This window comes from Streptomyces fulvoviolaceus (assembly GCF_000718165.1).
GTDB lineage: Bacteria > Actinomycetota > Actinomycetes > Streptomycetales > Streptomycetaceae > Streptomyces > Streptomyces fulvoviolaceus.
In genome coordinates this window covers 42,820-54,130 of sequence record NZ_JOEY01000076.1, presented here as the reverse complement: position 1 = coordinate 54,130, position 11,311 = coordinate 42,820, and the positions used below count along the sequence as shown (strand labels likewise).

The window sequence follows — 11,311 nt, the reverse complement described above, 5'->3', positions numbered from 1 at the left end:
CACGCCCGGGCTGCGCCGTGAGGAACTGGCCACCCTGGCCGGCATCAGCATCGACTACTACACCCGCCTGGAGCGCGGCAAGGAAACCCGCCCCAGCCCGTCCGTCGTCGACGCCCTGGCCCGCGCCCTGCTCCTGGAGGACGACGAGCACGAGCACCTGCGCAGCCTCGCCGCCCTCGCCGCCCGCACCGCGCCGGAACCTCCGACGCCGCCCAGCCGCACCATACGGCCGGGCGTGAAGCTGCTGTTGGAGAACCTGCGCCCGAACCCCGCGCATGTGGTCAGCCGTACCAACGACCTCCTCGCGGCCAACCCCAGCGGGCTGAGACTGCTTTCCGGAATCGAGGAATGGCCGGCCAGGCAGCGCAACATCGCCCGCTACGTCTTCCTCCACCCCACCGCCCGCGGCCTCTTCCACGACTGGGCCACCCAGGTCCGCGGCTGCGTCGCCCGCCTGCGCGCCCTGGCCGGCACCGACCCGGACGCCCCCGACCTGACCCGGCTCGCCGGTGAACTCCTCCCTACGACGTCAAGGGCCACGCCCACGGCCGCAAGACGTTCCACCACCCCGAGGTCGGCGACCTCACCCTCGGCTACCAGTCCATGGAACTGGAGGGCACACCGGGCCACCGGCTCATCACGTACTACGCCGAGCCGGGCACCGCCGCCTACGACGCCCTCGTCCTTCTCGACATGCTCGGCTCGCAGCCGACTCCGCACGGACCGACAGCTTCCGCGGACGAGACCACGTCGTCCTCCACCTGAGCCCGCGCAGCGCTCTCCGCGCAGACGGGAAGGTACCTGACAGGCAGTAGGTGTTCGTCAGGACTGTGTGCGTCGTCGCTGTTCGGCCGTCGTGTCGGGATGTGCGGCGGGCTGCGGCGCGGTCATGTCGAGCAGGAGCATGGCGTCGTGGTCGGGGCTGCCGGGTTCGGCGGTGTAGACGCCGAGGCGTTGGCCGGGGGTGCCTTCAAGCTGCATGCTCTGGCCGCTCAGGGTGAGGTCGCCGACCTCGGGATGGTGGAAGGTCTTCTGGATCTTCTTGCGGCCGACAACTTCGTAGCGCTCCCACAACTTGGCGAAGTCGGGGCTCTTGAGCAGGAGTTCACCCACGAGACTGGTGAGATCGGGGGCGTCCGGGTCGGTGCCGGCCACGGCGCGGAGCCGGGCGACGCAGCCGCGGACCAGGTACTCCCAGTCGTCCTGGAAAAGGGTGTGCGCGGTGGGGTGGAGGAAGAGGTAGCGGCCGAGGTTGCGCTGCGTGGCGGGCCAGTCGGCGAGGCCCGCGTACAGGGCGAGGCCGCCGGGATTCCAGGCGAGCAGGTCCATGCTGCGGCTGATGACGTAGGCCGGGCTCGGCCGCAAGGTCTCCAGGACCAGCTTCAGGTGCGGGGGCACGGTTCGGCTGGGCGGCGGCAGTTCGGGAGCGTACCGGGCGGCCTGGGCGCCGAGGTCGCGCATGTGCTGGTGCTCGGCCTCGTCGAGGTGCAGGGCGCGGGCCAGGGCGTCGAGGACAGAGGGACTGGGACGGGTCTCCTTGCCGCGCTCCAGGCGGATGTAATAGTCGATGCTGATACCGGCGAGCGTGGCCAGCTCCTCGCGGCGCAGGCCGGGGGTCCGGCGCAGACCGGCTCCTACGGTGAGGCCGACCTGGTCGGGGCTCGTCTGGGTGCGACGCGCGCGCAGGAACCGGCCCAGTTCCATGTCGGCGCTGCTGCTCTGCTGCGATGCCATAGCGCCAGTGTCACACCGCGCTGACCTGCGTGGCAGGCGCGTGGGGGGCCCTGTCACACCCCTGAACGTCAGTGCCTGGCAGATCCCGGCCTGCCACCGGGGCCGGAAAAGCGCGAGGCTCGATTTCCGACCGCACACCCGGCCTTCCCCGTGCAGGAGATCACCCCTTGTCCACGTCCGCCCCGCCCGCATCGCTCCAAGTCGGCGAGGCCGGTCCGCCACCGCGGAGCACGTCCGGCACTCGCCCGGCGCTCGCCGCCGTACTGCTGGGCTTCTTCACGATCATGGTCGACGCGATGATCGTGAACGTGGCCCTGCCCTCGATCGGACGCGGCTTCGACAGCGGCATGACCGGGCTGCAGTGGGTGGTCGACGGCTACACCCTCGCCTTCGCCGCGTTCCTGCTGTCCGCGGGCGCGGTCAGTGACCGTATCGGAGCCCGCCAGGCGTTCGCCTGCGGCCTCGGCCTGTTCGTGGCGGCGTCCGCGGTCTGCGCGATGGCGCCGAGCCTGGGTGTTCTGGTGGCGGCGCGGCTGGTGCAGGGAGCCGGGGCCGCGCTCGCCGTTCCGTCCTCCCTCTCTCTGCTGCGCGAAACCTTCCCCGACCCGGCGGCCCGGGCGAAGGCGATCGCCCTGTGGGGCGTGGGCGGCTCCGTCGGCGCCGCGGCCGGGCCCGTGGCCGGCGGGCTGCTCACCCTCGTCGACTGGCGGATGATCTTCTTCGTCAACCTGCCCGCCGGCGCGGTGGCCCTGGCGCTCCTCAAGCGCGCCCAGCGCTCCCCGCGCCAGGAGGTGCCCTTCGACTGGACCGGCCAGGTGGCCGCCGTCGCCGCCATGGGCGCGCTGACCTACGCGGTCATCGAGGCCGGTGCCGACGGGTTCGGCGCCGGGCAGGTCCTGGTCGCCTTCGCGGTGGCGGTCGTGGCGGCCGTCGTCTACCTGATCGCCCAGGCTCGTGGACGGCATCCGATGACGCCGCTGCCGCTGCTGCGCTCCCGCACGATGTCGCTCTCGGCCGCCATCGGGTTCGCCCTGAACGTCGGCTTCTACGGAATGATCTTCCTGCTGGGGCTGTACCTCCAGCAGGTGCACGGGCCGAGCGCGCTCGCCACCGGCGTGGCCTTCCTGCCGACGACCGTGCTCACCTCCTTCATGGGCCCCGTCGCCGCCCGCCTGGCCACCCGGTTCGGTGCACGGATGCCGGTGGTCACCGGCCAGTGCCTGATAGCCGCGGGCCTGCTGGCGATGGTGGCCCTGCCCGCCGGCGCGCCGGTATGGCTGACGGTGGTGCTGATGGTGCCCGTCGGCGCCGGCGGTGCGATGGCCGTGACCGCGCTGACGGCGCTGCTGCTGGAGAAGGTGCCCGCCGAACGCGCCGGTGTCGCCGGCGGTGTGCTGAACGCCGCCCGCCAGCTCGGCGGCGCTCTGGCCGTCGCGGTCTTCGGCGCGCTGGTCGCCGACCGGACCGCGTTCGTGTCCGGTCTGCACACCAGCCTCCTGATCGCCGCGGCAACCGTGGCGGCGAGCGTCGTGGCCACCGTGCTGCTGCGCACCCAAGTCCCTCATCGGATTCCGGCCTTCGCCGCCGATACGGGCCCATGCCCGCTCGAACGCTGACCGGTCACCTGCCCCGCCCCATCCCGCACAGAAAGACATCCCCATGCAGAACGTCACCCTCAACAACGGCGTCGAGATGCCGATCCTCGGCTTCGGCGTCTTCCAGATCGCCCCGGAACAGACCGAGCAGGCCGTCACCGACGCCCTGGCCGCCGGCTACCGGCTGCTCGACACCGCCGCCGCGTACGGCAACGAGGAGGCCGTCGGCCGCGCCATCAAGGCCAGCGGCATCCCGCGCGAGGAGCTGTTCGTCACCACCAAGCTGTGGGTCCAGGAGGCGCCCGCCGAGGAGAACACCGAGCGCGCCTTCGAGACCTCGCTGAACAAGCTCGGCCTGGACTACCTCGACCTGTACCTGATGCACCAGCCCTACGGTGACGTGTACGGCCAGTGGCGCGCCATGGAGGCCCTGAACCGCGAGGGCCGCGCCAAGGCGATCGGCGTCGCAAACTTCTACCCCGACCGTCTCCTCGACCTCGTCATCAACAACGAGGTCACCCCCGCGGTCAACCAGATCGAGACCCACCCGTTCTTCCAGCGCACGGCCGACCAGGAGTTGATGCGCGAGCACGGGGTCCAGATCCAGTCGTGGGGCGGGTTCGCCGAGGGCAAGAACGACCTCTTCACCAACCCGGTCCTGAGCGGGATCAGTGAGAAGCACGGCAAGTCCGTGGCCCAGGTCGTGCTCCGCTGGCTGACCCAGCGCGGCGTCGTCGCGATCCCGAAGTCGGTGCGCCCCGAGCGCATGGCGGAGAACCTGGACGTCTTCGACTTCGAGCTCACCGACGACCAGATGGCGGCCATCGCCACCCTGGAAACCGGCGGCTCGCTGTTCTTCGACCACCACGACCCCGCCATGGTCAACTGGCTCAGCGCGCGGCGCCTGGACAGCTGACCTGACCTTCTCGGGTGGGTGCCGTTGGCCGTACGCCCCCAGGCACCCGCCCGAGAGGCACCTTTCCATGCCGTCCTCCCGGCAGCACCCACCTCACGGACCAAGGCCTCACCATGTCCCGGAACCAGAACATCACCGACGTACTCATGGTCGGCGCGACCGGCAGCATCGGACAGCTCGCCGTGCGCGCCGCGCAGCGACACGGCCTGCGCCCGCGGGCACTCGTGCGCGACATGCGACGAGCCGAACAACTGCTCCCCGGCGTCGAGTTGGTACAGGGCGACCTCGAGGACCCCGCCTCCCTGGGGCAGGCGGTCAGCGGAGTCGACGCCATCGTCCTCACCCACGGATCTGGTGGCGACTCCCGCTCGGACGCCCGTGCGCACGTCGACTACGGCGGCGTACGCAACATCCTGCAGGCCCTCGACGGCGCCCGGCCGCGCGTGGCACTCATGACCTCCATCTACGCCACACGCAGCGATATCCCCGGCGCCACCCCCTGGAAGCGGCGCTCCGAACGCCTCCTGCGAGCCAGCGGCCTGCCCTACACGATCGTCCGGCCCGGCTGGTTCGACCACGCCGCACCCACGCAGCGGCGGCTCGTCCTGGAGCAGGGCGGTACGGCCGACGGCGGGATCGCCCGCGACCAGATCGCCGAGACGCTGGTACGCAGCCTGCTGACCGGCACCGCACTCGGCAAGAGCTTCGAGCTCATCGCCACCGAAGGCGAAGAGCCGTCCGACTGGGCTGAGCTCTTCGGCGCCCTGAAGAGCGACGAGTCCGGCTCCGTGGACGGCGTGCTGGACCCGGCCGACCTCCCCGTCGAAGCCGAGCCGCGGGCAGTGCGCGCGGATCTCGACGCTGTCCGTTCCCTCAACGGAAGCGGCGGATGACAGCGGGTGGATTCGGCAGCGGGAAGAGCAGACCCGCCGCGCCGGGGCGACGCACGCTCCTTCGTGGCGTACTTCTGGGAGGAGCCACCGTCATGACCGGTGTCCAGATCACCGGCTGTTCCCCGTCGCAGTCGAGCGGGACGGCGACGGAGTCCAGTGAACGCCCCGCCCCGGCGTCCGGGTCCGGGAAGCGGGTCCTGCTGGCCTACTTCTCCCGGCCGGGTGAGAACTACTCCTACGGTGGGCGTACGAATCTCAAGACCGGGAACACGGAAGTCCTCGCCCGCATGATCAGCGAGCGCATCGAGTGCGACGTGCACCGCATCGAAGCCGTCGCCCCCTACTCCGACGACTACGACGAGACGGTCGCCCGCAACGTCCGCGAACAGGACGCCGACGCACGGCCGGCCATCGCCAACCCCCCGTCCTCGGTCGACCGTTACGACGTGGTCCTGCTGGCCGGCCCCATCTGGAACGTCCGAGCACCCATGATCATGTCGACCTTCGCCGACAGGTACGACTTCCGCGGCAAGACGGTCCATCCGGTCACGACGCATGCAATGAGCGGACTGGGTACCACCGAGCGCGACTACGCGGCCTCCTGCCGGGGCGCGACCATCGGGGAAGGACTCGCGGTGCGCGGCGAGGAAGTCCGGAAGGCCGATGCAGAAGTGCGGTCGTGGCTGCGGCGCATCGACGTTCTCCAGGACTGACTCCGTTTCTCGAACCGAACAGTCTGACAGCTCCGTGGCCTGTGCGACAGGCGGGAGAGGGGCTCTGTCACACCCTGGCTGGTCGATACCTGGCACAACCCGCCCTGCCACACGGCCGGTTGGCCCATCAGGCTGGGGGCGGAAGCCGAAACGCCGTGAGGGGCAACGGTGAACCTCCGTCGTGCGCTCACGCCGATCAGCAAGTCCCCCACCTTCCCTGAGTCGAGAGAGTGAGCATGTCTACCGAAACCTCCGAGTCAGCCACATCTCCCCCCACCCAGCCCCCGTCCGCACCCTCGCGCCGTACCTTCATCGCGACGACCTCCGTGGCCGGCGGTGTCATCGCGGCGGGCGGCCTGACCGCCGGTTCGTCGCTCCTCGGCGCCGATGAGGCCGCGGCCGCCGATACGGCGCCCAGCAGCCGCGTCTCCTTGACCGTGAACGGCTGGCGGCACACCGTCACGGTCGACAACCGGACCTCGCTGCTGGACCTGCTGCGCGAGCACTTCGGCCTGACCGGCTCGAAGAAGGGCTGCAACGCGGGTGCCTGCGGGGCCTGCACGGTCATGGTCGACGGACACCGGGTCAACTCCTGTCTGACGTTGGCGGTTCGATTGGAGGGTGCGGAGGTCACCACCGTCGAGGGACTGGCCGAGGGGGATCAACTGCATCCGCTGCAGCAGGCGTTCATCGACCAGGACGCCTTCCAGTGCGGCTACTGCACACCGGGCCAGATCGTGTCCGGTGTCGGCTGTATCCAGGAGGGCCACACCGGCTCCGCCGAGGAGATCCGGGAGTGGATGAGCGGCAACATCTGCCGCTGCGGCTGCTACGTGAAGATCGTGCGCGCGGTCGAGCAGGCCACGGGCCGGAAGTGAGTGGCCATGTATCCCTTCTCCTTCACCAAGGCGTCCGACACCCAAGATGCCCTCAACGCCGGTCGTCGCGGCGGGCGTTACATCGCGGGCGGCACCACGCTGGTCGACCTGATGCGCGAGACCGTCGAACGCCCCGAGGCTCTGGTCGACATCAGCGCGCTGCCGCTGAGAGAGGTCACGGTCACCGAGCGAGGGGGCCTGCGGATCGGCGCGCTGGTGACCATGGCCGAGACCGCCGCCCACCCCAAGGTGCGCACCACGTTTCCGGTGATCTCCGAGGCGTTGGAGCTGAGCGCGTCCGCGCAGCTGCGGAACATGGCCACCCTCGGCGGCAACATCATGCAGCGCACCCGGTGCACGTACTTCCGTGATGTGACGGCCGCCTGCAACAAGCGTGAGCCCGGCTCGGGTTGCGCGGCGCGGGAGGGCTTCAACCGCAGCCACGCGATTCTGGGCACCTCCGACGCCTGTGTGGCCACCCACCCCTCCGACGTGGCTGTGGCGTTCGCCGCGCTGGAGGCGCGGGTGCATCTGCTGGGCCCGGACGGGCAGCGTCAGGTCCCCTTCGCTGACTTCCTGCTGCGACCTGGCAACACCCCACAGCATGAACAGGCCCTGAACCAGGGTGAGTTGATCACGGCGGTGGAGATCCCAGCGCTTCCGCGCCCGCTCAAGTCCGGCTACCTGAAGGTGCGCGACCGCCAGTCGTACGAGTTCGCCCTGACCTCGGCGGCCGTCGCCCTGCACATCCGTGGCGGTGTGATCCGGGAGGCGAAGGTGGCCGCCGGAGGCGTCGGCACCGTGCCCTGGAAGCTGCCCGCCGTCGAAGAGGCCCTGATCGGCGAACGCCCCTCGGACCGGCTCTGGGCCGAGGCCGCCGCACACGCAGGGGACGGCGCCCGCCCGCTTCAGCACAATCGCTTCAAGGTCGAGCTGCTGAAACGAACTGTCGAACGCCAGCTGCGCATCGTAGGAGGTACGAAGTGAGCCCCCAGCCGCAGGCAGCCGTCGGCGCACCGCTCTCCCGCGTGGATGGGCGTCTGAAGGTGACGGGTCGGGCCAAGTACGCCGCCGACCACGAGCCCGAGGGAGTCGTGCACGCGGTGGTCGTCGACAGCAGCGTCGGCCGCGGTCGCATCACCGGCATCGACACCCGCGCCGCCGAGGCCCAGCCCGGCGTCCTGAAGGTGATCCACCACCGCAACGCCCCCGAGCTGCCGTACGGGCCCAACCCCGGATCGCTCAACCTGCCGGGTGAGCGGCTGCGTGTCTTCCAGGACGACCAGGTCCGCTTCCACGGCCAGCCGGTCGCCGCAGTCGTGGCCACCACCCTGGAGGCCGCCCAGCACGCCGCGAGCCTGGTGAAGATCGACTACGACGCCGAACGGCCCGCCACCGACCTGACCGAGGCCCCGGCGGCGGGCGAGCCCCGCACCTACGCGCGCGGCGACGCGGAGGCGGCCCTGCGCGACGCCCCCGTCCGCCTCGAGATGACCTACCGGCTCGCCCGTACCCACCACAACGCGATGGAGCTCCACGCCACCGTCGCCCAGTGGGAGGGCGAGCGGCTCACGCTGTGGGACAAGACCCAGTGGGTACAGAGCCCGCGCGACGAACTCGCCGCTAACTTCGGCATCCCGGCGGCGAACATCCGCGTCATCTCACCCTTCGTCGGCGGCGCGTTCGGCAACGCCGCGCGGGCCTGGCCGCACCTCACCATCGCGGCCCTCGCCGCACGCGAGACGGGCCGCCCCGCCAAGCTCGTCCTGACGCGCAGGCAGCTCTACTTCGGGGTCGGCTACCGGCCGTCGTACGAGTACAAGGTGCGGTTGGGCAGCGACCGGCGCGGGCGGCTGACCGCCATGACCCACGACCTGCGCTCCGAGACGTCCGGCTACGAGACGTTCGCCGAGCGCGGAGTCATCGTCCCGGGGCAGATGCTCTACACCACCCCCAACGTCAGCCAGACGCACCGGACGGTGCCCCTGGACGTGAACACCCCGACCCCGATGCGCGGCCCGGGCTACTCCACCGCCGCCTTCCCCATCGAGAGCGCGATGGACCAGCTCGCGGCCGAGCTCGGGATGGACCCGATCGAGCTGCGGCGGCGCAACGAGCCCGAGAACGACCAGTCCAGTGGACGGCCGTTCTCCACCCGGCGGCTGCGCGAGTGCTACACCGTCGGCGCCCGCGAGTTCGGCTGGGACCGCCGCAACCCGAAGCCCCGGTCCACCCGCGACGGCGACTGGCTGATCGGCACCGGCATGGCCACCGCGCTCTACGACACCCTGCGCGCCCCGGGTCAGGCCTCGGTGCGGCTGGACGCCGACGGCGCCGCCCTGGTCGAGTCCTCCACCAGCGACATGGGTCCCGGCACCTACACCTCCATGACCCAGGTCGCCGCCGACGCCCTCGGCCTCGCGGTCCGCAACGTGACCTTCCGGCTCGGCGACACCAACATGCCCACGGCCCCGCTCCACGGCGGCTCGCTGACCATGGCGAGTGTCGGCTCCACCGTCCAGGACGGCTGCGACAAGCTGCGGCAGCAGGCGATCGAACTCGCCGTCGAGGACGCGCGATCACCGCTGTACGGCGTCGACGCCGGCGACGTGGTGGTGCGCGGCGGCCGTCTGCACGTACGGGACAACCCCGCACGCGGGGAGACGTACCGGCAGCTCCTCACCCGCAACAACCGCGAGTATCTGGAGGCGACGGGCTCCTGGACACCCGGCCAGTCCCGGTCGTCCATGTTCGCGTACGGCGCGGTGTTCGCCGAGGTCGCCGTGGACGCCCGTCTGGGCCTGGTCCGGGTGCGGCGGATGCTCGGTGTCTTCGACGCGGGCCGCATCATCAGCCCGAAGCTGGCCGACAGCCAGGCCATCGGCGCGATGACCGGCGGCATCGGTGCCGCGCTGCTGGAGCACACGGTCACCGACCACCGCGACGGCCGGATCGTCAACGCCAACCTGGCCGACTACCTCGTCCCGGTCAACGCCGACGTCCCCGACCTCAAGGCGATCTACGTCGACGGCCGGGACGACGAGGCCGACCCCCTCGGCGTCAAGGGCCTCGGCGAGGTCGTCCTGGTGGGCGTGGCGCCCGCCATCGCCAACGCCGTCTTCCACGCGACCGGCCGCCGCGTGCGCGAACTGCCCATCACCGCCGAGTCCCTGCTGTGAGCCGAGCCCTGTGCGGCGGTGCGGCGGTGAACACGCACCGCCGCCCAGACCGTCCCTCCTGGAGAGCCCGCCCATGCTGAACATCGCGGACACGCTGTACGACTGGTGCCGCGCGGCCCGCCCCTTCGCCCTCGCCACCGTCGTCCAGGTCAGCGGCAGCGCACCGCTGCCCGTCGGCACCGCGCTGGCCATGGACGCCGACGGCACCGTGGTCGGCAGTGTGTCCGGCGGCTGCGTGGAGGGCACCGTCCACGAGCTGTGCCAACAGGTACTCAAGGGGGACGGACCTCCGACCCGGGCACGGTTCGGGTACTCCGACGACGACGCCTTCGCCGTAGGTCTGACCTGCGGCGGCGAAATCGACGTCCTGGTGCAGCGGATCGACCCCACCGACCAGCCCCAACTCACCGCGGCCTTCGACGAGGTGACGTCCGGCAGGCCCGTCGCCGTGGCCCAGATCATCGACGGACCCGAAGAACTCCTCGGCCGCACCCTGAGCCTCACCGGCGACGGCAGCACGGAGGACGGAGCAGTGGGTGGCGAGGGCTGGGAGGGTGCGGTGGCAGCACAAGCCGGCGCCCTGCTGCGCGCGGGCCGTACGGGCCCGGTAGAGGTCGGCGGAGACGCGACCATCTGCCCGGAGAGGCTGTCCGTCCTCGTCCACACCCGCGCGTCCCGCCCGCGCATGCTGATCTTCGGCGCCGTCGACTTCGCCGGCGCGCTCAGCGAGATCGGCCGCTTCCTCGGCTACCGGGTCACCGTGTGCGACGCCCGCCCCGTGTTCGCCACCCCCGACCGCTTCCCGCAGGCCGACGAGGTCGTGGCCGACTGGCCGCACCGCTACCTCGCCGCCACCGAAGTGGACGCCCGCACCGCCGTCTGCGTCCTCACCCACGACGCCAAGTTCGACATCCCCCTGCTCCGCCTGGCACTGAGCATGCCGGTCGGCTACGTCGGCGCCATGGGCTCACGCCGTACCCACACCCATCGCCTGGAACTGCTGCGGGAGACCGGAGTTCCCGAGGAACACCTCACCCGCCTGCACTCCCCGATCGGCCTCGACCTCGGCGCCCACACCCCCGAGGAGACCGCCATCTCCATCGCGGCGGAGATCGTCGCCCACACGCATCGGGGCTCGGGGACTCCCCTGACCTGGAGCACAGGGCCCATCCATCGCCGACGGACAGCAGCGTGAGCGTGCCCAGATCGTGGCCGCGCCCCGACCTGCCCGTCCGACCTGCCCGTCCGACCTGCTGGTCCGACCGACCGCGTGGCAGACCGCGCTGTGCCAGGGAACGGCGTTCAGGGGTGTGACAGGGCCCCCCTCACACCTGTCCCGCTGGTCAAGGAAATGCAAAGATGCATGTCACGCTGGCCGCAGGGGATCTCCACCCGCCGTCGGC

9 protein-coding genes and 1 pseudogene are annotated in these 11,311 nt (G+C 71.1%); 9 read left to right on the top strand and 1 reads right to left on the bottom strand.

The annotated features are described in order from the left end of the window. A pseudogene (locus tag IG08_RS58240) lies at positions 1-765 on the top strand (helix-turn-helix transcriptional regulator); the annotation flags it as partial. A gap of 57 nt (positions 766-822) precedes the next feature. On the opposite strand, the gene IG08_RS0148285 reads toward IG08_RS58240, so the two are convergent. Beyond that, positions 823-1,734 carry a helix-turn-helix transcriptional regulator gene (locus IG08_RS0148285; protein ID WP_030619565.1) on the bottom strand — a complete coding sequence of 304 codons (912 nt, stop codon included), beginning with the start codon at positions 1,732-1,734 and terminating at the stop codon, positions 823-825. Between the two features lie 167 nt (positions 1,735-1,901). Between IG08_RS0148285 and IG08_RS0148280 the strand changes: the two genes are divergently transcribed. From IG08_RS0148280 to IG08_RS0148245, 8 genes are all read left to right on the top strand, one after another. Next, a complete protein-coding gene (locus tag IG08_RS0148280) occupies positions 1,902-3,350 on the top strand; it encodes an MFS transporter (protein ID WP_063757851.1) in 1,449 nt (482 codons plus the stop codon). Positions 3,351-3,393: 43 nt separating this feature from the next. Then, entirely contained in the window at positions 3,394-4,245 is an 852-nt protein-coding gene (locus IG08_RS0148275) for an aldo/keto reductase (protein WP_030619560.1), read from the top strand. 113 nt (positions 4,246-4,358) lie between these two features. Then, complete coding sequence (locus IG08_RS0148270; RefSeq protein WP_030619554.1) at positions 4,359-5,138, top strand: SDR family oxidoreductase; 780 nt, start codon at positions 4,359-4,361, stop codon at positions 5,136-5,138. Positions 5,139-5,230: 92 nt separating this feature from the next. Continuing rightward, complete coding sequence (locus IG08_RS0148265) at positions 5,231-5,851, top strand: flavodoxin (protein ID WP_030619550.1); 621 nt, start codon at positions 5,231-5,233, stop codon at positions 5,849-5,851. Between the two features lie 236 nt (positions 5,852-6,087). Further along, positions 6,088-6,729, top strand: coding sequence for a (2Fe-2S)-binding protein (locus IG08_RS0148260; protein WP_030619543.1), 642 nt, complete (start codon positions 6,088-6,090; stop codon positions 6,727-6,729). A gap of 6 nt (positions 6,730-6,735) precedes the next feature. After that, positions 6,736-7,716 carry an FAD binding domain-containing protein gene (locus IG08_RS0148255; protein WP_030619542.1) on the top strand — a complete coding sequence of 327 codons (981 nt, stop codon included), beginning with the start codon at positions 6,736-6,738 and terminating at the stop codon, positions 7,714-7,716. Further along, on the top strand, positions 7,713-9,908 hold the full coding sequence (locus tag IG08_RS0148250) for a xanthine dehydrogenase family protein molybdopterin-binding subunit (RefSeq protein ID WP_030619539.1): 2,196 nt from the start codon (positions 7,713-7,715) through the stop codon (positions 9,906-9,908). Before IG08_RS0148255 ends, IG08_RS0148250 begins: the two co-directional genes overlap by 4 nt. Positions 9,909-9,981: 73 nt before the next feature. After that, positions 9,982-11,103: an XdhC family protein gene (locus IG08_RS0148245; protein ID WP_030619537.1), complete on the top strand. Its 1,122-nt coding sequence runs from the start codon at positions 9,982-9,984 to the stop codon at positions 11,101-11,103. The last annotated feature ends 208 nt before the right edge of the window (positions 11,104-11,311 follow it).

Bases quoted from the DNA above. Each gene is read 5' to 3' on its own strand.
- IG08_RS0148285 (WP_030619565.1), bottom strand. From the start codon at position 1,734: ATGGCATCGCAGCAGAGCAGCAGCGCCGACATGGAACTGGGCCGGTTC.
- IG08_RS0148275 (WP_030619560.1), top strand. From the start codon at position 3,394: ATGCAGAACGTCACCCTCAACAACGGCGTCGAGATGCCGATCCTCGGC.
- IG08_RS0148270 (WP_030619554.1), top strand. From the start codon at position 4,359: ATGTCCCGGAACCAGAACATCACCGACGTACTCATGGTCGGCGCGACC.
- IG08_RS0148265 (WP_030619550.1), top strand. From the start codon at position 5,231: ATGACCGGTGTCCAGATCACCGGCTGTTCCCCGTCGCAGTCGAGCGGG.
- IG08_RS0148260 (WP_030619543.1), top strand. From the start codon at position 6,088: ATGTCTACCGAAACCTCCGAGTCAGCCACATCTCCCCCCACCCAGCCC.
- IG08_RS0148255 (WP_030619542.1), top strand. From the start codon at position 6,736: ATGTATCCCTTCTCCTTCACCAAGGCGTCCGACACCCAAGATGCCCTC.
- IG08_RS0148245 (WP_030619537.1), top strand. From the start codon at position 9,982: ATGCTGAACATCGCGGACACGCTGTACGACTGGTGCCGCGCGGCCCGC.